Here is a 19,927-nt window from a genome sequence, read left to right on the forward strand (position 1 = left end):
CCTAGTCCGCGCATCCCGGCGGCGCAAGCGGGGCACCGCCCGCGACCTCGGCCTGCACCAGCGCGTCGATCGCGGCCTGGAGGATCGTCGCGGCGGCATGATTGTCGATGCGCTCGGCGCGTTTGGCGCGGCTCACGTCCTGCGCGATCAGGGCGCGCTCGGCGCTGACGGTGGACCAGCGCTCGTCCCACAGCAGCAAGGGCAAGCCAAGATCGGCGCAGTTGCGCGCGAAGGCGCGGGTCGACTGGGTCCGCGGCGTCTCACTGCCATCCAGGCTAAGCGGCAGCCCGACCACCCAGCCGACGACCTGCTGCTGCGCCGAAAGCGCCACCAAGGCGGCCTTGTCGGCAGTGAACTTGCTACGGCGGATCAGCTGCGCCGGGCTGGCGAAGCTCCAGCCGGCGTCGCACAGCGCGGTGCCGATCGTCTTGGTGCCGACATCGAGGCCGAGCAGTCGGCCGCCGTGCGGGAGCGAGCTGCGAAAGGCGGCGGCGGTGGTGGCGATCGTCACGCGTTGGGTTAGGGCGGTCATCGGTGGTGGCCGGCTCTCATCGTCATCCCGGCCTTGAACCGGGATCCATGTTCCCGCGAGAGCAACGGCCGCTGCGTACGCGGCACGATGGATTCCGGCCCAAGGCCGGGACGACGGACATGGGCAAAAGAATGCGCCATGATCACTTCGCCGCCAGGCGCCGCGCGGCGTCGGCGCGAACATTGGCCCAGAACAGGCTATAGTCGTACACGTGATAATTGTTGCCCGGCAGCGTATACGGTCCGAGATCGGGCGGACTGCCGATCAGCAGCAGGCCGCGCCCGGCGCAGCGCGCGCCGACCGTACCGGCGCGGATCGTCGCGCCCGACAGGTCGGCGTTGGGATAGAGCGTGCCGAGGTTGGCGCTCGCGGGCGCGTTGCCGCCTGTTTCGCCCGTCAGCGGGTTGGTGCAGAGCAGCGGCGTACCGCGACGCGGCCGGCCGTCGAAGCCGGTGGTGCGGTCGAACGTATCGAGGATCAGCGACGGGTCGGCCGGCTCGGCGAAGCTCTGCCACGCGAGTAGGCAGCCGCGCTGGTCCGGCGTGGTGCAGGCGGGCAGGCCAAGCGCGGGCAGGTCGGTCGTGATCGAGATCGGCCAGCCGACCGCATAAGCAGCGACGATCCGCCCGGCCAACGGCGTGCCGGCGACGCGGTCCTTGAGCAGATGCGTGAGGTGAAGCGCGCCCTGGCTGTGCCCGGCGAGGATGATCGGGCGATCGGGCGCGATCTCGGCTAGGAAGACGTCGAAGGCGGCGAGCAGGTCGCGGTAGGCGAGCGCCAGCGCCTGGTCGGCGGCGGCCTTGTCGGTGAGAAAGGCGCCGAAGGTCGCCTGGCGATAGCGCGGGGCCCAGATCTCGCCGGCCTCGTTGAACGCGCTGGCCTGGCCGCGCAGGAACAACGCGGCGCGATCGTTCGCCTCACTGTCGTCGAGCGGGGCGTTCCAATGCGCGCGGCTGAGATAGGAGGTGGGGTGGATGAAGAACACCGCCGCACCGCCGTGCGTCTGGCGTGGATGGTAGCCCGGCGGCGTCCATCGCGCCGGATCGTTGGCCAGCGTCGGTCGCGACAGCCACATCCGATCGGCGCGATAATCGGCGACGCTCAGCCCCGGTTGCGCGCGGAACGTCTCGCCGGGCACGAGCGCGGCACGCATCATCGATACGCCCCAGATACGATAGGCGAGGCTGGCAGCGAGCGCGAGCACGATCAGCGCGGCGACGACATAGAGGAATTTGCGAACCAAGCGGATGTCACCATGCTGCGGTGCAGCAAAGTCGCCGCAGCCGCAATCGCAAAGGAGGTGCCCCAGACTTGCGGTTAGCGCAACCGCGGCCGTGCCGGAGCGGTTGCGTTGCGCAGAGGTGCGCGGTAGCGCGCCTGTCATGTCCGTTGATATCGCAACCGTGCGGCGCATCGCTGGGCTCGCCCGCATCGCCATCACCGAGGAGGAGGCCGAGCGGCTCTCCCCCGAACTGGGTCACATCCTCGACTGGATCGAGCAGCTCGGCGAGGTCGACACCGCCGGCGTCGAACCAATGACCGCGGTGATCCCCAACGGCCTGCGGCTGCGCGACGACGTCGTCACCGACGGCGGTATCCGCGACTCGGTGCTGGCCAACGCGCCGCAGGCCGAGCACGGCTTCTTTACGGTGCCGAAGGTGATCGAGTGACGATCGCGCCCGATCCTCGCCCGATCGTCCCGGCGTTGGCCGGCCTCTCCTCCCGTATGGACGACCTCTCGTGACCGACCTGACCGACCTCGGCATCCGCGACATCCGCGACGGCGTGCGCGCCGGCACCTTCAGCGCGCGCGAGGTGGCGGAGGCCTTCACCGCCGCGGTCGCCGCCGCCAAGCCGCTCAACGCCTTCCTCGTCGAGACTCCCGAGCACGCACTCGCCGCCGCTGACGCCGCCGATGCGGCGCGCGCCGCGGGCGAAGTGGCCAAGCCGCTCGCGGGCGTGCCGATCGGGATGAAGGACCTGTTCTGCACCAAGGGCGTCGCCAGCACCGCAGCCAGCCACATCCTGGAAGGCTTCACGCCGGAATATGAGTCGACCGTCTCGCAGAAGCTGTGGGACGCGGGCGCGGGCATGCTCGGCAAGCTCAACATGGACCAGTTCGCGATGGGCTCGTCCAACGAGACGAGCCATTTTGGCAACGTGATCAGTCCGTGGCGGCGCAACGACGGCGGCAACGCAGCGCTCGCCCCCGGTGGCTCGTCCGGCGGCAGCTCGGCCGCCGTCGCGGCGCGGATCGCGCCGGGCGCGACCGGCACCGACACCGGCGGCTCGATCCGCCAGCCCGCGGCGTTCACCGGTATATCGGGGATCAAGCCGACCTATGGGCGCTGCTCGCGCTGGGGCGTGGTGGCGTTCGCCTCGTCGCTCGATCAGGCCGGTCCGATGGCGCGCGACGTGCGCGACTGCGCGATCATGCTGGAGGCGATGGCGGGGTTCGATCCGAAGGATGCCACCTCGCTCGACCTGCCGGTGCCGCCATGGGAGGCGGTGCTCAACGCATCGCTCAAGGGCAAGCGCGTCGGTATACCCAAGGAATATCGCGTCGAGTCCATGCCGGGCGAGATCGACGCCCTGTGGCAGCGCGGGATCGACTGGCTGCGCGACGCCGGCGCCGAGATCGTCGAGGTCTCGCTGCCGAACACGCGCTACGCGCTGCCGGCCTATTACATCATCGCGCCTGCCGAAGCCTCGTCCAACCTCGCCCGCTACGACGGTGTCCGCTACGGACTGCGCGATCTGCCCGAGGGTGCCAACCTCCAGGACATGTACGCGCGCACCCGTGCGGAGGGGTTCGGCGACGAGGTCAAGCGCCGCATCCTGATCGGCACCTACGTGCTGTCGGCCGGCTTTTACGATGCTTATTACACCCAGGCACAGAAGGTGCGCACGCTGATCGCGCGCGACTTCGAGCGGGCGTGGGAGCAGTGCGACGTGCTGCTCACGCCGACGGCACCCTCGGCCGCGTTCGCGCTTGGCGAGAAGTCGGCGGATCCGCTGGCAATGTACCTCAACGACGTATTCACCGTGCCATCATCGCTCGCCGGCCTGCCCGCGATGAGCGTGCCCGGCGGGGTCGACGCCGCGGGTCTGCCGCTGGGGCTACAGATCATCGGCAAGCCGCTCGACGAGCAGGGCGTGCTCGACGCCGCGCTGGCGATCGAGGAGCGCGCCGGCTTCCTCGCACGCCCCGGTCGCTGGTGGTGATCGGCATGCCGGACGCGGCGCCAGACGTACTGCTGATTCCGCGCGACCGCCGCCTTTCCGCGGCGCCTCTTTTCGACCTTATCCTCAGCACATCCGAGACCGATCATGGCTGACGCATCCACCCCCTATCGTATCAAGGGCGACACCGGCGACTGGGAGGTCGTGATCGGGCTCGAGGTCCACGCGCAGGTGACCAGCCAGGCGAAGCTCTTCTCGGGCGCGGCGACCGCGTTCGGCGCCGAGCCGAACACACAGGTGTCGCTGGTGGACGCCGCAATGCCGGGCATGCTGCCCGTGCCGAACCGCGAGTGCATCCGCCAGGCGGTGCGCACCGGCATGGCGATCGATGCGCAGATCAACCGCTGGTCGCGCTTCGACCGGAAGAATTACTTCTACGCTGATCTCCCGCAGGGATATCAGATTTCCCAGCTTTATCATCCGCTTGTCGGAGAAGGCTCGATCGAGATCGAGGATGGCGAGACGGTCAAGACGATCGGCGTGGAGCGCATCCACGTCGAGCAGGACGCGGGCAAGCTGATGCACGATCAGCATCCGACACGCTCCTATGTCGACCTCAACCGCTCGGGCGTCGCGCTGATGGAGATCGTCAGTCGGCCTGACATGCGTTCTCCCTCTGAAGCAGGCGCTTATTTGCGAAAGCTCCGCGCCATTCTGCGCTACGTCGGTAGCTGCGACGGCAATATGGAGGAAGGTTCGATGCGCGCCGACGTCAACGTCAGCGTGCGGCGTCCCGGCGCCGAGTTCGGCACGCGGACCGAGACCAAGAACGTCAATTCGGTCCGCTTCGTGATGGCAGCGATCGAGCACGAGGCACGGCGTCAGGTCGAGCTGATCGAGGGCGGCGGCACGGTGGTGCAGGAGACGCGGCTGTTCAACCCGGACACGGGCACGACGCGCTCGATGCGCTCCAAGGAAGACGCACACGATTACCGCTATTTTCCCGATCCTGACCTGCTGCCGCTGGAACTCGACGATGCGTTTCTGGAGGCGTGTCGCGCGAGCCTGCCGGAGCTGCCCGACGCGAAGCGGCAGCGCTATGAGTCGCTCGGCATCACGCCGTACAATGCGGGCGTGCTGACCGCCGAGGTGGAGAGCGCACGCTGGTTCGATGCTTTGCTGGAGGCCGGCGCGGCGCCGGTCGCGGCGGCCAATTGGGTGACCAGCGAGCTGTTCGGCGCGCTCAACCGGCTCGGCAAGTCGGTCGGGGAGAGTCCTGTGCTGCCGGGACAGGCGGCCGAGCTGCTCGCGCTGGTGGCCGATGGCACGCTCTCGGGTAGCCTTGCCAAGCAGGTATTCGAGGCAATGCTCGAGACCGGCGACGCACCCGGCAAGATCGTCGAGGAACGCGGTCTGCGCCAGACCAGCGATACCGGCGCGATCGAAGCAGTCATCGCCGATGTGCTGGCAAAAAATCCCGGGCAGCTCGAACAGTATCGCGGCGGCAAGGTGGCGCTGTTCGGCTTCTTCGTCGGGCAGACGATGAAGGCCATGGGTGGGAAGGCCAATCCACAGGTCGTCAATGACTTGTTGAAGAAGGCGCTGAATTGAGCCAGCGGCGCGCTTGTCGGGCGCGCCATAGCGGATAGTTGCCCACCCGAACGGCGGATTGCGCCGGTGGGGGTGACGGGTGATGTCCAGACAATACGTCAGCTGGGCCTGGATCGCGGCGCTGCTGCTCGCATCGGCGCCCGCCGGGCAGGCTGCGGCGCAGGAGCGTTCGGCGGTTCGACCCGGCTTCGTGCTGGCGCCTGGAACTGCACGCATATTGCTCTTGCGCCCGCACATCACGGTGGGGGCACAATCTAATGGCGCCGTGTTCGAGCCCAACGCGGACTGGACCATGGCGGCGCGTGAGCAGATCGGGGCGGCGCTGGCCGCCGCGCAGCGCACGCTCGGCAACGACGTGGTGGTAGCGCCCGAGGCGGTCGGCGCTGCGGCGCGGCAGGTTGCCGATTACCAGGCGCTGTTCGCGGTCGTGGCGCAGTCGGTGATCGACTATCAGTTCTTCAAGGGCAATCGGCTGCCAACCAAGAAGCGGGCTGGCCAATTCGACTGGACGCTCGGCGTGGACGTGGCCAAGGTCGCTCCCGACCGGCAATATGATTATGCCCTTTTTGTCGACACTTACGACGCATATGGCTCATTCGGTCGCAAGATCTTCCAGGTGCTCGCCGCGGCGACGATCGGGGTGCCGGTCCGCGCCGGCGTGCACCATGGCTATGCCGGGCTGGTCGATCTTCACACCGGTGATCTCGTCTGGCTCAACGCCGACATGAAGATGGGCGGCGACGTGCGTACCAGCGCTGGCGCCGCCAAACGCGTCGCCGAGTTGCTGGAGGGTTTTCCCGGGCGTGCATCGACCTCGCCGCTCCAAGCTAAGCCGGATGGAGCAATGCCTTGACGCGGCGCAGGGTTGCGCGGGCGACGCTCGCACTCGCCGCCAGTGTCCTGCTCTCGTTTCCGGCAATCGCGGCAGGAAGCGCCGATGTGGCGCTGCCACCTTACGCCGGCGCCTACCAGCCGCAGACCACCGACGAGCGCGGCGTGTGGATGCTCGCGGACGAGGACGAGCGCCAGCTGCGCGACTCGCGGCTGCTCATCGCCGACCCGGCGCTGAACGATTATGTGCGCGGCGTGCTTTGCCGCGCGGTGGGTACGGCACGCTGCTACGGCGTGCGCATCTATGTCATGCGGGTACCCGCGTTCAACGCGACGACCATGCCCAATGGTGCGATCCAGGTCTGGTCGGGGCTGCTCTTGCGGCTGCGCAACGAAGCCGAGCTGGCGGCGGTGCTCGGGCATGAGTTTGCCCATTTCGAGCAGCGGCACAGCCTGGCTTATTATCGCAGGCAGCGCGGCGCATCGGATCTCTCGGCTTGGGCAGGGCTGCTCGCCGGCAGCGCGGCGCCGCTGGTGCGCTTCGCCGCGTTCGCGAACACCTTTGCGTTCGGGCGCGGGCAGGAGAGCGAGGCCGACGTGCTGTCGCTCCGCTTCCTCGCCGCAGCTCATTATGATCCGCGCTGCGCGGTCGACGTCTGGTCGCGCGCGATGGACGAGGCGGACGCCACCGCGGCCGAGCGCAACCAACGCTCGCGACGCTATAATTCGGTCGCCTTCTTCGCAACGCACCCGACTGATTTGCAGCGCGCCCGCACATTGCAGGCGGCCGTCGCCGCGCTGCCGGGCGGCGGCACTGCCGACGCATCGGCATACGCCGCCGCGCTGCGTCCGTGGCGCGCCGCCTTCCTCGCCGACCAGCTGAAACTCAATGATTTCGGCGGCACCGATTATCTGCTCGGCCAGCTGGCAGTGGGCGGGTGGAGCGAAGATCTGCTTTTCGCACGCGCCGAACTTTACCGGCTGCGGGGAAATCCGCGTGATCTCGTCAGCGCCGCGGATTATTACCGTCAGGCGCTCGCGCTCGAGCCGACGCATGGCGAGAGCCACCGCGGGCTGGGATTGGCGCTGCTGCGCGGGGGCGAGGTTGAGACGGGGCGGGCGGAGCTGCGCCGCTATCTCGAGCTCGCCCCGACCGCGCCGGATGCCGCCATGATCCGGTCGCTCGTCTCGTGAGAGGAACCCCGATGACACGTTTGTGCCGCGCGCGCGCGCTCCTTCTCGTGGCGAGTGCGACGCCGGCATGGGCGGGCAATTCGCTCGTCGTCAGCGGCCGCACGGCTACGGTCGCGCACGGCCTGCTGATCGTCATACCCGACCGCGAGTGGAACCGCCTCACGCGGACGCCCGGCCCGCGATGTGATCGCTGGACGCTGGACGGCGATGCGCTCAACGCCGTCACCTTCTGCGGTGCCATCGAGAGCGGACGACCGATCTTCCGCGAGGTGTCGAAGCGGCACACGCCGCTGCCGCATTTTTCCTCGACGATGCTGCTCACCGATATCCCCGAGCTCGTCGAGGCGAGCTACCGGATCGCGCTGGGGGTTTCGCTGATGACGATCGACGCGGTGGAGCCGACGCGAATCGCGGATCAACCGGCGATCCGCTTTCGCTACACCTTCACGCGACAGGACGAGGAGGTTGAACGTCACGGCGAGGCGATCGCGGCGATCAGGGACAAGCACCTGTTTCTGTTGAGCTACGAGGCGCCAGCGATCCATTATTATGCGCGCGGTGTCGAGAGCTGGCATCGTCTCGCCGCCACGGTGCGCTGGCGTTAGACCGGAGCGGGACGGCGGTGCCGCCCCGGCCGGCCGCTGACGGTCACTGCTGGGTAAGATCCTGGTTCTTGACCTCGCCACCGGTGCCGCTGTTGCCGTCGAAGGCGCCGCTGTCGGTGAAGCGCGACGGCTCTTTGCCACCTTCGCCGCGCGCGACCGCATCGCTGCGCGCCTCGACGGCTTGCTGAATATCCGGACGCTCGTCGTCACGGTTGGGAATGGGGTCGATCTCACGCTCGGTCATGATCGGCTCGCTCAAATATTGGGGTTGGCAGGGGTGGGATCGCCGGCCGGTGCGCCCGGCGCAGGGACGTCGATGTCGGGACCGGGGGGTGTGATCTCGGGCGGCGGTGCGTCAGGCGTTCCGGGCGAGGTGGGCTGCGGCACGTCGGGTGGGCTGACGGGGTTGGTGGCCATCGCTTTCTCCTTTCCGGGTCAACGTTCCGCCGCGCGCGGAGTTGCCCGCGGACGGCGCTTGCCCCAGACGCCCACGCGGTATAGAGGCCGCCGACCGGCGGTGTCCGACTTGCGGGCGTGGCGGAACTGGTAGACGCGCTGGATTTAGGTTCCAGTATCGCAAGATGTGGGGGTTCGAGTCCCTTCGCCCGCACCAGTCCCCGCGCTTTACGCGGGGTGGCCATCACTCAACATATTCCAGACGAAAGCGGCCTATGCAGACTGTCGAGACGTTGAACGAGGGGCTGAAGCGCGCCTACACCGTGACCATCCCGGCGAGCGCGATCGACGGTCGCGTCGACGCCGAGCTGAAGCGGGTGACGCCGCAGATCCGGATGCCCGGGTTCCGCCCGGGCAAGGTGCCCGCCAACCTCGTGCGCAAGATGCATGGGCCCGCGCTGCACCAGGACGCGCTAAACACGACGATCCAGGAGAGCATCCAGGCGCTGATCAGCGAGAAGCAGCTGCGTCCCGCGATGTCGCCGTCGGTCGAGCTGGCCGAAGGCTATGAGGCGGGCAAGGACGCCGAGCTCAAGGTCGAGCTCGAGGTGCTGCCGCAGGTGCCGACCCCCTTGATCGACGGGCTGAAGCTTGAGCGCCTCACGGTCGCGGTGGATGATTCCGCGGTGAACACGCAGCTCAAGCGCTTCGCGGACATGCAGAAGCGCTGGGAAGACGCGGGCGACAAGGCGGCCGCGATCGGCGACCAGGTGACGATGGACTTCGTCGGCAAAACGATGGACGGCGTCGCCTTCGAAGGCGGTACCGGCAGCGACATGGCGGTCGAGCTCGGCGCGGGCCAGCTGATCCCTGGCTTCGAAGACCAGGTCGTCGGCGTCAAGGCGGGCGACGAGCGCCAGATCACGGTGACCTTCCCGGAGGATTACGGCTCCAAGGAACTCGCCGGTCAGCAGGCGACGTTCGACCTTACGATCAAGGCGGTGAAGACCGCCGCGGAGAGCGTCGTGGACGAGGACCTCGCCAAGGCGCTCGGGCTCGAGAGCCTCGAGCAGCTGCGCGGGCTGCTGCGCGGCCAGGTGGAGCAGGAGCACAACCAGCTCACCCGCACGTACATGAAGCGCAAGCTGCTCGATCAGCTCGCCGAGGGGCATGACTTCGAGGTGCCGCCGTCGATGGTGGAAGCCGAGTTCAACCAGATCTGGCAGCAGCTCCAGCACGAGGCGACGCACGAGCCCGACCCGCAGGCGGCGCTGGCGGAGATGGAGGCCGAGCGCGACGACTATCGGAAGATCGCCGAGCGCCGCGTGCGGCTCGGGCTGTTGCTGAGCGAGATCGGTCAGGCGAACGGCGTGGAGGTGACGCAGCAGGAGATGAGCCGGCTGATCATGCAGGCCGCACAGCAGTATCGCGGCGAGGATCAGCAGCGCTTCATCCAATATGTCCAGCAGGATCCCATGGCTGCGGCGCAGCTCCGGGCACCGCTGTATGAGGACAAGGTGGTCGATTTCCTGTTCGACAAGGCCGAGGTGACCGAGCGCGAGACCACGCGTGAGGAACTCGAGGCGGCGATCGAGAGCGAGGACGGCTTCGCCACCGGCACGCACCATCACGATCACGACCATCACAAGCCCAAGCAGGGCCGCGCCAAGAAGAAGGCGGACGCGACCGAGGGCGACGACGCGGCGCCTGCTGGCGAGAAGGCGGCCGCGAAGAAGCCAGCCGCGAAGAAGGCCGCGGCCAAGCCCGACGAATCGTCGACCGATGCGGTGGAAGGCGAGACTTCGGCCGACGCGCCCGCCAAGAAGCCGCGGGCGAAGAAGGCCGCCCCGGTCGGCGAGGAGACGCAGGTGGTCGAGTCCGACCCGGCGGTCGCGGAGACGGCGGAGGGCACCGAGGCCGCCGACGCGCCTGCGCCCAAGCGGACGCGCGCGAAGAAGGCCGACTGAGCGCTCGATCGCGCCACTGAGCCGAAGGAGGAGCCGGGCTGCCGCAATGCAGCCCGGCTTTTTTATGTTTCGGTGGCGATGATCGTCTAGGATGAGTCGGACGCGGGCTGGGCAGGGAAAGCGGGACGCATGAGGGTGGACGAGGCGCAGGCAGCGCCGCGGGTGGCGGTACTGCTGCCGTGCTACAATGAGGAGGCCGCGATCGCGGAGACGATCGCCGGTTTCCGTCGCGCGCTCCCGGAGGCGACGATCTACGTCTACGACAACAACAGCCGCGACGGCACGGTCGCTGTGGCGCGCGCGGCGGGCGCGCTGGTGCGGACCGAGCGGATTCAGGGCAAGGGTGCGGTGGTGCGGCGCATGTTCGCCGATGTGGACGCGGACGTCTATGTCATGGCGGACGGCGATGCGACCTATGACGCCGCTTCCGCCCCGGCGATGGTGGCGCGCATGCTGGACGAGCAACTTGACATGATCGTGGGCACGCGCGTCGGCGAGGCGGCCGCGGCGTACCGGCGCGGACACCGCCTCGGCAACGCCGTGCTCACCGGCATGCTCACGCGCCTGTTCGGGCGCAGCTTCAGCGACATCCTCAGCGGCTACCGGGTTTTCTCGCGTCGCTTCGTGAAGAGCTTTCCGGTGCTGTCGGTCGGGTTCGAGATCGAGACCGAGATCAGCGTGCACGCGCTGGAGCTGAAGATGCCGCTCGGCGAGGTGGAGACGCCATATTACGCGCGCCCGGAAGGATCGGTGTCCAAGCTCAGCACCTATGGTGACGGCTGGCGCATCCTTCGCACGATCGCGATGCTGTACCGGCTCGAGCGCCCGCTGTGGTTCTTCGGCGCCGCGGGCGCGGTGCTGGCGCTGGTGGCGGTGGTGCTCGCCGTACCGCTGGCGCTGACCTATGCGCAGACCGGGCTGGTGCCGCGCCTCCCCACCGCGGTGCTCGTCACCGGGCTGATGATCCTTGCCGCGCTCTGCGTCTTCGCCGGACTGATCCTCGACACGGTGGTGCGCGGCCGGCGCGAGGTGCGGCGGCTCGCCTATCTGGCGCATCCCGCGCCCGGTCGCGTGGCCGGCGACGGGGCTTGAACAAGCTGCGGCGAGCGACGATGTTGGCCGCCTTGAGGGCATAAGAGAGTTATTCCATGCACAATCCGTTCGAGACCGGCGATTTCGCAGGCGCTTTGGCGCGCGCCGGCGTCGGCATGCAGCAGACCCAGGCCGGGCTCGTCCCGATCGTCATCGAGCAGTCGAACCGCGGCGAGCGCTCGTTCGACATCTTCTCGCGGCTGCTGCGCGAGCGGATCGTTTTCGTCACCGGCGGGGTCGAGGACGGCATGGCCTCGCTGATCTGCGCGCAGCTGCTCTTTCTCGAGTCGGAGAACCCGAAGAAGGACATCTTCATGTACATCAACTCGCCGGGCGGTGTCGTCACGGCGGGCATGGCGATCCATGACACGATGCAATATATCCGTCCGCGCGTCGGCACGCTCTGCATTGGGCAGGCGGCGTCGATGGGCTCGTTCCTGCTCGCCAGCGGCGAGCCGGGGATGCGTGTCGCCACCACCAACAGCCGCATCATGATCCACCAGCCCTCGGGCGGGGCGCAGGGCATGGCGGCCGACATCGAGATCCAGGCGCGCGAGATCCTGCGCATGCGCCATTTCCTCAATACGCTGTATGCGAAGTACACTGGCAAGCCGCTCGAGGAGATCGAGCGCGCGATGGACCGCGACAAGTTCATGAGCGCCGAGGAAGCCAAGGAGTTTGGGCTGATCGACGAGGTGTTCGACAAGCGTCCGGTGCCGAGCGAAGACGTCAGCGCGGCGGCGTGATGGTCCGGGCCGGCGCTCCGATACGGGCGCGCCGGCCACGAGGCTGCGGCGCCGGGCCTGCGCGGCGCGGGTCAACGGATCGTCGCTACGCCCTTGAAGCCGCGGGGCGGAGGATTGATATTGCGGTTCGGCGACAGCGCGCGAGCGAGCCGGCGACGGCCCCAATTTTCGCGGCTTTGTACGTTGTTGCTTAAGGTGCAGTGCGATAGCCTGCGCCGCGCCCAGGGCAGGCGCCATGCCTGCGACGAAGGATGATCTGAATGACGAAACTCAGTGGCGGCGATAGCAAGAGCACGCTCTATTGCTCGTTCTGCGGCAAGTCGCAGCACGAGGTGCGCAAGCTGATCGCCGGTCCCACCGTCTTCATCTGCGACGAGTGTGTCGAGCTGTGCAACGACATCATCCGCGAGGAGACGAAGTCGGCGCTGGTGGCCAAGAAGGACGGCGGCGTGCCGTCGCCGCAGGAAATCTGCGACGTGCTCGATGATTACGTGATCGGGCAGAAGCAGGCCAAGCGTGTGCTCTCGGTGGCGGTGCACAATCACTACAAGCGGCTCAACCACGGTGCCAAGGGCGCCGACGTCGAGCTTGCCAAGAGCAACATCCTGCTCGTTGGCCCGACCGGCTGCGGCAAGACGCTGCTTGCGCAGACGCTCGCGCGCATCCTCGACGTGCCGTTCACCATGGCGGACGCGACGACGCTCACCGAGGCCGGCTATGTCGGCGAGGACGTCGAGAACATCATCCTCAAGCTGCTCCAAGCGTCCGATTATAACGTCGAGCGCGCGCAGCGCGGCATCGTCTATATCGACGAGATCGACAAGATCAGCCGCAAGGCCGAGAACCCCTCGATCACGCGCGACGTGTCGGGCGAGGGCGTGCAGCAGGCGCTGCTCAAGCTGATGGAGGGCACCACCGCGAGCGTGCCGCCGCAGGGCGGTCGCAAGCACCCGCAGCAGGAGTTCCTCCAGGTCGACACGACCAACATCCTGTTCATCTGCGGCGGCGCCTTCTCGGGCCTCGAGAAGATCATCGGCGACCGTCTCCAGGGCAAGTCGATCGGCTTCGGCGCCTATGTCGCGTCTCCGGAAGAGAAGCGCACCGGCGAGGTGCTGCGCCAGACCGAGCCGGAGGATCTGCTCAAGTTCGGGCTGATCCCCGAGTTCGTCGGTCGCCTCCCGGTGATCGCGACGCTCGAGGATCTCGACGTGCCCGCGCTGGTCAAGATCCTCGCCGAGCCGAAGAACGCGCTGGTGAAGCAGTATCAGAAGCTGTTTGAGATGGAGGACGTGAAGCTCGGCTTCACCGATGATGCGCTCACCACGGTCGCCAAGAAGGCGATCGAGCGCAAGACCGGCGCGCGCGGACTGCGCTCGATCCTCGAGGCGATCCTGCTCGATACGATGTTCGATCTGCCGGGGATGGATTCGGTGGACGAGGTGATGATCGATCGCGACGTGGTCGAGGGGCGCAAGGAGCCGGTTCGCGTCTACGCGGAGAAGAAGAAGGCGGGCGAGGTCGCCTGATCGCGCCGGCGGCGCGCGTCGTGCGGTCGCCGCCGCCCTGATTGCCGATGCGCCTGGACGGGTGCCGCGCTTTCCGGCTCGGCGCCCGTTTTCGTTACCCATCATGTCCGGCGGATCATGACCGCCCGCTCGCGCATTGCCCGTCCATGCAGACGACCGACGCTCCCGTGCCACCGCCTCCCACGCTGATGCCCTGGTGGGTCATCGCGTTCCCGCTCGCCGGCGTGGTCGCGGTGTTTGCGTCGCTGGCCAAGCTCGGTAACGGGGGGACGATCGCGGCCGCGGTAATCCTGTTCGGCGCGGTGCTGGCGGCGGTGCATCATGCCGAAGTCGTCGCGCACCGCGTCGGTGAGCCGTTCGGTACGTTGGTGCTGGCGCTGGCCGTTACGGTGATCGAGGTGTCGCTGATCGTCTCGCTGATGCTGTCGGACGCGGGCGATGCATCGGCGCTGGCGCGCGACACGGTTTTTGCGGCGATCATGATCATTCTCAACGGCATCATCGGTCTGTGCCTGCTCGCGGGCGGGATGATCCATGGCGAGCAGCGCTTCTCGGTACGCGGCGCCAGCGCGGCATTGTGCACACTCGCCGCGCTCGCGGTGCTGACGCTGGTGCTACCCAACTACACCTCGACCGTTGCCGGTCCGAGCTACTCCAGCTCGCAACTCGTGCTGGTCGCGGTGGTCAGCCTGTTCCTTTACGGTGTGTTCGTGATGGTGCAGACGCTGCGACACCGTGACTATTTCCTCGGCACCGAGGGCGAGGCGGATCATGGCGCGGTGCCCGACGCGCGCACCAGCTGGATCGCCTTCGCCCTGTTGCTGGTGGCGCTGGTCGCGGTGGTGCTGCTCGCCAAGGCATTGTCCGCCACGATCGAGCGCGTCGTGCTCGATGCCGGGCTCCCGCTCGCGATCGTCGGCGTGGTGATCGCGGCGTTGGTGCTCGCACCCGAGAGCCTCGCCGCGTTCCGCGCGGCCCGGCGCAACCGGCTCCAGACCAGCCTCAATCTCGCGCTGGGGTCGGCGCTGGCGACGATCGGGCTGACCATCCCGGCGGTGGCGATCGTCAGCTTGATGCTGGACCTGCCGCTCGCGCTCGGGATCGGCGCCAAGAACCTGGTGCTGCTCGCCCTGTCGCTCTTCGTCGCGACGATCTCGCTGGGTAACGGGCGGACCACGGTGCTCCAAGGCGCGGTGCACTTGATGATCTTCGCGGTCTATCTGTTCACGACGGTCGTCCCTTAGGCGGTTACAGGGCTCGCTGCGGCAGGGAGTGGCTGCATCAGCCTCGGCGGGGCGTGGGCGATGATGGACACCGCCGCCATCCCGCCCTGCGGTGTGCGAGCAGCTGTTTCACTTCGAGCCCGTCTGCCTCGCTCGCCATGCCTGATACTCTTCCACCGCGATCGAGCGACGCAACACGCGCGCCGCCGGGTCGATCGTCACACGCGCGCCTGCGGGAATGTGCAGTTCGCCGGGCACCGCAACGCGGCTCACCATGTCGCCGACCTGCACCTCGACAGGCATCGCGAAGGCGCGCGGCCGCTCCGTCTTCCACGCCAGCTGCAGGCGATCGCCGTCGCGCGTGGTTAATAGCTCGGGTAGAGCGCGGTCACGAAGATAAGCGTCGAAGAACCAGCCATAATCCTTTCCGGTGACGGCGGCCACGATGGTCTCGAAGTCGCGTGTCGAGCCGTAGCGGGGGCGAAAATTGCCGGGGATGGGGTCAGGGCGCCCGTAGACCAGCCGTCGCACCGAGTCACGAAAGGCGGCGTCGCCGATCAGCCAGCGCAGCGTGTGAAGCGCCCACGATCCCTTGTAATAAATGTCGGTGCCGGCCCCGCCTTTGGCCGGCTCGTACACCTCCTCCTCGGTGAGCACGCGATCGCGCACCAGTGGCGCGCGGTTGGTGATCTGGTTGCGCTGCGCCTCGAGCATCACCGCGTAGCGTGCGTCGCCCTCGCGCCAGCGGCCATAGAGCGGCTGCATATAGCTGCCGAACCCCTCATGGAGCCAGTAATCGTCCCAATTGGCGGCGGTCAGCTGGTTGCCGAACCATTCGTGCGAGAGCTCGTGATGGAACAGCCAGTCGAACCCCTCGGGCGCCTTGGCGTAACCGTTGCCATAAGCGTTGATCGTCTGGTGCTCCATGCCCTTGTGCGGAGTCTCCACCACGCCGAGTTTCTCGTCGCCGAACGGATAAGGGCCGATCTCCGCCTCGAAGAAGTCGAGCGCTGGCGCGAATTCGGCGAAGAGCGCGCGCGCCTTCGCTTCCTCGCCGGGCAAATACCAATAAGCCAGCGGGATCTCGTTGCCGTAGCGGCTGTGATAGCGTCCCTCGATCACCTCATAGGGGCCGAGATTGATCGCGATCGCATAGGTGTTGGGCTGGCGTGCGCGCCAGTGCCAGACGCTGCGCCCGTCGCGCAACGGCTCCACCCCCAGCAGTCGCCCGTTGGACGGTGCCTTCAGCCCTTTGGGCGCGGTGATATGGAGCAGCGCCTCGTCGGGTTCGCCGGTCGGGAAGTCGAGGCAGGGCCAGAGCAGATCGCAGCCATAACCCTCCGTCGTGGTCGCCACCCACGGGCGCCCGTCTGGCGCCGTCGCCCAGACGATCCCGTCGTCCCAGGGTGCGTTCACCGCGACGTGCGGGGTGCCCGCATAGCCGATGTCGACCGTGACCGACGCGCCGGCCTGTAGCGGCACCGCCAACGCGAGCTGCCCATCGGGTCGCGTCACCGCCGCCGCACGCAAAGGCCGCCCGTCGACCCGGACCGAAGCGATCGCGTAGTTGGAATCGAGGTCGAGCAGCAGCCGCGGCACCGCGGCGGTCGCCTGGACGTGGAGCCGCGCCCGCGCGGCGACGCGTCGCGTCGCCGGGTCGAGTTCGAACCAGAGCTCCGCCGAGACGAGATGAAGTTCGGTCTGTTCGGCCGGGCGCACGCCGCCGGACCGCTGCGTCTGCACGCGGATCGGCGGCTCGCCCTTGCCGGGCAGCGCCAAGGCGACCGCCGTGGCGGGCGCGGATAGCGCCGCAAGCATCAATGCTAGAGCCAGATTGATGCGGCGCCACGACGCACCATATATAGCGCCTTGGCCGTCCTCGTCGGGCGGCGCCGGAGTATCCATGACGTCCACTTTTCCCGTTCTGCCGCTTCGCGACATCGTCGTCTTCCCGCACATGATCGTGCCGCTCTTCGTAGGACGCGACAAGTCGGTCGCCGCGCTGGAAGCAGCCATGGCCGCGGACAAGGAGATCTACCTGGTCGCGCAGCTCGATCCCGGCGAGGACGACCCCACTCGCGACGACCTTTACACGATGGGCGTCACCGCCACCGTGCTCCAGCTGCTCAAGCTGCCCGACGGTACCGTGCGTGTGCTCGTCGAGGGCAAGGCGCGTGCGACGCTCGAGACCTTGGACGAGCAGGGCGCCTATCTTACCGCGACAGTCGCGCCGGTCGCCGACGCCGAGGTGGAGGGCCCCGAACTTGCCGCGCTGATGCGGTCGGTAGTCGACCAGTTCGAGAATTACGCCAAGCTCAACCGCAAGCTTCCCGCTGAACTGGCGGCGCAGCTCGCCGAGATCGATGCCGCGGGCCAGTTGTCGGACACGGTGGCGGGCAATATCCAGGTCAAGGTCGCCGAGAAGCAGGCGCTGCTGATGGAGGCGGACCCGCTCAAGCGGCTCGAGATGGCCTATGCGCTGATGGAGGGCGAGCTCGGGGTTCTTCAGGTCGAGAAGAAGATCAAGAGCCGCGTCAAGCGCCAGATGGAGAAGACCCAGCGCGAATATTACCTCAACGAGCAGCTCAAGGCGATCCAGCGCGAGCTGGGCAACGAGGGCGAGGAGGGCGAGGGTGACGAGATCGCCGAGCTCACCCAGAAGATCGCGACGCTGAAGCTGTCCAAGGAGGCGCGCACCAAGGCCACCGCCGAGCTCAAGAAGCTCAAGACGATGGCGCCGATGAGCGCCGAAGCCACCGTGGTGCGCAACTATCTGGACGTGCTGCTCGGCCTCCCGTGGGGCAAGAAGAGCAAGATCAAGAAGGACATCGCTGCCGCGCAGGCGGTGCTGGACGAGGATCACTACGCGCTGGAGAAGGTAAAGGACCGGATCGTCGAGTATCTCGCGGTGCAGGCGCGCACCAACAAGCTGAAGGGGCCGATCCTGTGTCTCGTCGGCCCCCCGGGCGTCGGCAAGACCTCGCTCGGCAAGTCGATCGCCAAGGCGACCGGGCGCGAGTTCATCCGCCAGTCGCTCGGCGGCGTGCGCGACGAGGCCGAGATTCGCGGCCATCGTCGCACCTATATCGGCTCGCTGCCGGGCAAGGTGGTCACCAACCTCAAGAAGGCGGGGACCAGCAATCCGCTGTTCCTGCTCGACGAGATCGACAAGCTTGGACAGGATTTCCGCGGTGATCCGGCCTCGGCGCTGCTCGAGGTGCTCGATCCCGAGCAGAACGCGCGGTTCAACGACCATTATCTCGAGATCGATGTCGATCTCAGCGACGTGATGTTCGTCTGCACCGCCAACTCGCTCAACCTGCCGCAGCCGCTGCTCGACCGCATGGAGATCATCCGGCTCGAGGGTTACACCGAGGACGAGAAGGTCGCGATCGCCGAGCGCCATCTGATCGCCAAGCAGGTGCAGGCGCATGGGCTCAAGTCGGGCGAGTTCACGCTGACCGACGAGGGGCTGCGCGCGCTGATCCAGCGCTACACGCGCGAGGCGGGCGTTCGCACGCTGGAGCGCGAGGTGGCCAAGCTGTGCCGCAAGGTGCTGCGTCAGATCCTCGAGGGCAAGGTGCGTGGCGTGACGATCACGCCCGACAATCTCGCCGAATATGCGGGCGTGCAGAAATATCGCCACGGCTTGTCCGAAACCGAGGACCAGATCGGTGCGGTCACGGGGCTTGCCTGGACCGAGGTGGGCGGCGAGCTGCTGACGATCGAGAGCGTCACCGTGCCCGGCAAGGGGCAGGCCAAGGTGACCGGCAAGCTCGGCGACGTGATGAAGGAGTCGGTCCAGGCCGCCTACAGCTTCGTCCAGGCGCGGGCGCCGTCGTTCGGGATCAAGCCGAGCCTGTTCCATCGCAAGGATATCCACATCCACTTGCCCGAGGGCGCAGTGCCCAAGGACGGGCCGTCGGCCGGTATCGGACTGGTCACCTCGATCGTTTCGACGCTCACCGGCGTCGCGGTGCGCAAGGAAGTGGCGATGACCGGCGAAGTGACGCTGCGCGGGCGCGTGCTGCCGATCGGCGGTCTCAAGGAGAAGCTGCTGGCGGCGCTCCGCGGCGGGATCGAGACCGTGTTGATCCCCAAGGAGAATGAGAAGGACCTGGCCGAGATCCCGGCCAACATCCGTGAGGGACTGCGGATCGTGCCGGTGAGCCACGTCGACGAGGTGTTGACGCTCGCCCTGACCCAGCCGCTCGAGGCGATCGACTGGACCGAGGCGGACGAGCTCGCGGCGCTGCCGCCCTCGCCGATCACCCCGGTCGGCGGCGAGCTGCATCACTAAGCTGCGTTGACTCAAGCTAACTTATTGCCGCCGCGTCCAGTCTCTGGGCGCGGCGGTTTCGTTTGACTCGCACAGGGGTGCGCGCCTTACTGGAAGGATGCGGGCCAGGCTCCGCGAATCCATCACGAATGCGTAACGGTAAGGAACGGGGTCTTTTCGCATGAACAAACAGGAATTGATCGCGCAGGTCGCGACCGCGGCCGGGCTCGGCAAAAGCGAGGCGAGCCGCGCGGTCGAGGCGGTGTTCGATTCGATCTCGGCGTGCCTGAAAAAGGGGGACGAGGTGCGGCTGGTCGGCTTCGGCACGTTCGCGGTCAGCCGGCGCAAGGCGTCGACGGGGCGTAACCCTCGCACCGGCGAGCCGATGACGATCAAGGCCTCGAGCCAGCCCAAGTTCAAGGCGGGCAAGGTGCTCAAGGATTCGCTCAATTAAGACTGGACAGGGGCGGTGCGCTCCCGTAGGTGCGCCGCTCCCGACGCGGATGGGCGCGTAGCTCAGCGGTAGAGCACACCCTTCACACGGGTGGGGTCACAGGTTCAATCCCTGTCGCGCCCACCATCCGATCGATCGAAAGCCCCGCTGGTCTCACTGACCGGCGGGGCTTTTCGCATGTGCGGTCAGGATCGCGTACCGACTCGTCGTGCGGCCGAGGCGATGTGCCATAACGAGCCGGATGCCTCACACGCGGCATCTTTGTCACGCAATCGTAACACTGCTGAC

General features: G+C 67.5%; 18 protein-coding genes and 2 tRNA genes. 15 read left to right on the forward strand and 5 right to left on the reverse strand.

Annotation, left to right across the window (positions count from 1 at the left end; all coding sequences use genetic code 11):
* Window position 1: 1 nt before the first annotated feature.
* Both ruvX and ACMGDM_RS12230 read right to left on the reverse strand, forming a co-directional pair.
* On the reverse strand, window positions 2-532 hold the full coding sequence (ruvX, locus tag ACMGDM_RS12225) for a Holliday junction resolvase RuvX (RefSeq protein ID WP_436804400.1): 531 nt from the start codon (window positions 530-532) through the stop codon (window positions 2-4).
* Between the two features lie 142 nt (window positions 533-674).
* Window positions 675-1,775, reverse strand: coding sequence for a DUF3089 domain-containing protein (locus tag ACMGDM_RS12230; RefSeq protein WP_436804401.1), 1,101 nt, complete (start codon window positions 1,773-1,775; stop codon window positions 675-677).
* A gap of 139 nt (window positions 1,776-1,914) precedes the next feature.
* Here ACMGDM_RS12230 and gatC point away from each other — a divergent pair, with 139 nt between their 5' ends.
* From gatC to ACMGDM_RS12260, 6 genes are all read left to right on the forward strand, one after another.
* Window positions 1,915-2,202: an Asp-tRNA(Asn)/Glu-tRNA(Gln) amidotransferase subunit GatC gene (gatC, locus tag ACMGDM_RS12235; protein ID WP_436804402.1), complete on the forward strand. Its 288-nt coding sequence runs from the start codon at window positions 1,915-1,917 to the stop codon at window positions 2,200-2,202.
* A 70-nt stretch (window positions 2,203-2,272) separates the two neighbouring features.
* Window positions 2,273-3,757, forward strand: a complete 1,485-nt coding sequence (gene gatA / locus ACMGDM_RS12240) for an Asp-tRNA(Asn)/Glu-tRNA(Gln) amidotransferase subunit GatA (RefSeq protein ID WP_436804403.1) — start codon at window positions 2,273-2,275, stop codon at window positions 3,755-3,757.
* 105 nt (window positions 3,758-3,862) lie between these two features.
* Window positions 3,863-5,326, forward strand: coding sequence for an Asp-tRNA(Asn)/Glu-tRNA(Gln) amidotransferase subunit GatB (gene gatB, locus ACMGDM_RS12245; protein ID WP_436804404.1), 1,464 nt, complete (start codon window positions 3,863-3,865; stop codon window positions 5,324-5,326).
* An 82-nt stretch (window positions 5,327-5,408) separates the two neighbouring features.
* Window positions 5,409-6,179: a hypothetical protein gene (locus ACMGDM_RS12250; RefSeq protein ID WP_436804405.1), complete on the forward strand. Its 771-nt coding sequence runs from the start codon at window positions 5,409-5,411 to the stop codon at window positions 6,177-6,179.
* Window positions 6,176-7,351: a M48 family metallopeptidase gene (locus tag ACMGDM_RS12255; RefSeq protein ID WP_436804406.1), complete on the forward strand. Its 1,176-nt coding sequence runs from the start codon at window positions 6,176-6,178 to the stop codon at window positions 7,349-7,351. The genes ACMGDM_RS12250 and ACMGDM_RS12255 overlap by 4 nt, the downstream gene beginning before the upstream one ends.
* Before the next feature lie 11 nt (window positions 7,352-7,362).
* Window positions 7,363-7,956, forward strand: a complete 594-nt coding sequence (locus ACMGDM_RS12260; protein WP_436804407.1) for a hypothetical protein — start codon at window positions 7,363-7,365, stop codon at window positions 7,954-7,956.
* Window positions 7,957-7,999: 43 nt separating this feature from the next.
* On the opposite strand, the gene ACMGDM_RS12265 is transcribed toward ACMGDM_RS12260, so the two are convergent.
* Both ACMGDM_RS12265 and ACMGDM_RS12270 read right to left on the reverse strand, forming a co-directional pair.
* Entirely contained in the window at window positions 8,000-8,200 is a 201-nt protein-coding gene (locus tag ACMGDM_RS12265; protein WP_436804408.1) for a hypothetical protein, read from the reverse strand.
* An 11-nt stretch (window positions 8,201-8,211) separates the two neighbouring features.
* Entirely contained in the window at window positions 8,212-8,373 is a 162-nt protein-coding gene (locus ACMGDM_RS12270) for a hypothetical protein (RefSeq protein WP_436804409.1), read from the reverse strand.
* A gap of 111 nt (window positions 8,374-8,484) precedes the next feature.
* On the opposite strand from ACMGDM_RS12270, the gene ACMGDM_RS12275 reads away from it, so the two are divergent.
* The 6 genes from ACMGDM_RS12275 (at window position 8,485) to ACMGDM_RS12300 (ending at window position 14,927) form a co-directional block, all read left to right on the forward strand.
* Window positions 8,485-8,569, forward strand: a tRNA-Leu gene (locus ACMGDM_RS12275).
* Window positions 8,570-8,627: 58 nt separating this feature from the next.
* On the forward strand, window positions 8,628-10,319 hold the full coding sequence (gene tig / locus ACMGDM_RS12280) for a trigger factor (RefSeq protein ID WP_436804410.1): 1,692 nt from the start codon (window positions 8,628-8,630) through the stop codon (window positions 10,317-10,319).
* A 129-nt stretch (window positions 10,320-10,448) separates the two neighbouring features.
* Entirely contained in the window at window positions 10,449-11,411 is a 963-nt protein-coding gene (locus ACMGDM_RS12285) for a glycosyltransferase family 2 protein (RefSeq protein ID WP_436804411.1), read from the forward strand.
* Window positions 11,412-11,467: 56 nt separating this feature from the next.
* Window positions 11,468-12,157: an ATP-dependent Clp protease proteolytic subunit gene (locus ACMGDM_RS12290; protein WP_183943830.1), complete on the forward strand. Its 690-nt coding sequence runs from the start codon at window positions 11,468-11,470 to the stop codon at window positions 12,155-12,157.
* Window positions 12,158-12,417: 260 nt separating this feature from the next.
* The gene (gene clpX / locus ACMGDM_RS12295) at window positions 12,418-13,683 is read left to right on the forward strand and encodes an ATP-dependent Clp protease ATP-binding subunit ClpX (RefSeq protein WP_183943829.1); all 1,266 of its coding nucleotides are present in this window, start codon (window positions 12,418-12,420) and stop codon (window positions 13,681-13,683) included.
* A 167-nt stretch (window positions 13,684-13,850) separates the two neighbouring features.
* On the forward strand, window positions 13,851-14,927 hold the full coding sequence (locus ACMGDM_RS12300) for a calcium:cation antiporter (protein ID WP_436804412.1): 1,077 nt from the start codon (window positions 13,851-13,853) through the stop codon (window positions 14,925-14,927).
* A gap of 108 nt (window positions 14,928-15,035) precedes the next feature.
* Here ACMGDM_RS12300 and ACMGDM_RS12305 read toward each other — a convergent pair whose 3' ends face one another.
* Window positions 15,036-16,724: a M1 family metallopeptidase gene (locus tag ACMGDM_RS12305; RefSeq protein ID WP_436804413.1), complete on the reverse strand. Its 1,689-nt coding sequence runs from the start codon at window positions 16,722-16,724 to the stop codon at window positions 15,036-15,038.
* An 85-nt stretch (window positions 16,725-16,809) separates the two neighbouring features.
* Here ACMGDM_RS12305 and lon point away from each other — a divergent pair, with 85 nt between their 5' ends.
* The 3 genes from lon (at window position 16,810) to ACMGDM_RS12320 (ending at window position 19,765) form a co-directional block, all read left to right on the forward strand.
* Complete coding sequence (gene lon / locus ACMGDM_RS12310) at window positions 16,810-19,206, forward strand: endopeptidase La (protein WP_436804414.1); 2,397 nt, start codon at window positions 16,810-16,812, stop codon at window positions 19,204-19,206.
* 160 nt (window positions 19,207-19,366) lie between these two features.
* Window positions 19,367-19,639, forward strand: a complete 273-nt coding sequence (locus ACMGDM_RS12315; RefSeq protein ID WP_436804415.1) for an HU family DNA-binding protein — start codon at window positions 19,367-19,369, stop codon at window positions 19,637-19,639.
* Between the two features lie 51 nt (window positions 19,640-19,690).
* Window positions 19,691-19,765: transfer RNA gene (locus ACMGDM_RS12320), tRNA-Val, on the forward strand.
* Window positions 19,766-19,927: the final 162 nt, after the last annotated feature.

This window comes from Sphingomonas larreae, from assembly GCF_051400595.1.
Taxonomy (GTDB): domain Bacteria; phylum Pseudomonadota; class Alphaproteobacteria; order Sphingomonadales; family Sphingomonadaceae; genus Sphingomonas.

Coding starts and splice junctions, on each gene's coding strand:
- ruvX (WP_436804400.1), bottom strand. CDS start 532: ATGACCGCCCTAACCCAACGCGTGACGATCGCCACCACCGCCGCCGCC.
- gatC (WP_436804402.1), top strand. CDS start 1,915: ATGTCCGTTGATATCGCAACCGTGCGGCGCATCGCTGGGCTCGCCCGC.
- gatB (WP_436804404.1), top strand. CDS start 3,863: ATGGCTGACGCATCCACCCCCTATCGTATCAAGGGCGACACCGGCGAC.
- ACMGDM_RS12250 (WP_436804405.1), top strand. CDS start 5,409: ATGTCCAGACAATACGTCAGCTGGGCCTGGATCGCGGCGCTGCTGCTC.
- ACMGDM_RS12260 (WP_436804407.1), top strand. CDS start 7,363: ATGACACGTTTGTGCCGCGCGCGCGCGCTCCTTCTCGTGGCGAGTGCG.
- ACMGDM_RS12265 (WP_436804408.1), bottom strand. CDS start 8,200: ATGACCGAGCGTGAGATCGACCCCATTCCCAACCGTGACGACGAGCGT.
- ACMGDM_RS12270 (WP_436804409.1), bottom strand. CDS start 8,373: ATGGCCACCAACCCCGTCAGCCCACCCGACGTGCCGCAGCCCACCTCG.
- tig (WP_436804410.1), top strand. CDS start 8,628: ATGCAGACTGTCGAGACGTTGAACGAGGGGCTGAAGCGCGCCTACACC.
- ACMGDM_RS12285 (WP_436804411.1), top strand. CDS start 10,449: ATGAGGGTGGACGAGGCGCAGGCAGCGCCGCGGGTGGCGGTACTGCTG.
- ACMGDM_RS12290 (WP_183943830.1), top strand. CDS start 11,468: ATGCACAATCCGTTCGAGACCGGCGATTTCGCAGGCGCTTTGGCGCGC.
- clpX (WP_183943829.1), top strand. CDS start 12,418: ATGACGAAACTCAGTGGCGGCGATAGCAAGAGCACGCTCTATTGCTCG.
- ACMGDM_RS12305 (WP_436804413.1), bottom strand. CDS start 16,724: ATGCTTGCGGCGCTATCCGCGCCCGCCACGGCGGTCGCCTTGGCGCTG.
- lon (WP_436804414.1), top strand. CDS start 16,810: ATGACGTCCACTTTTCCCGTTCTGCCGCTTCGCGACATCGTCGTCTTC.
- ACMGDM_RS12315 (WP_436804415.1), top strand. CDS start 19,367: ATGAACAAACAGGAATTGATCGCGCAGGTCGCGACCGCGGCCGGGCTC.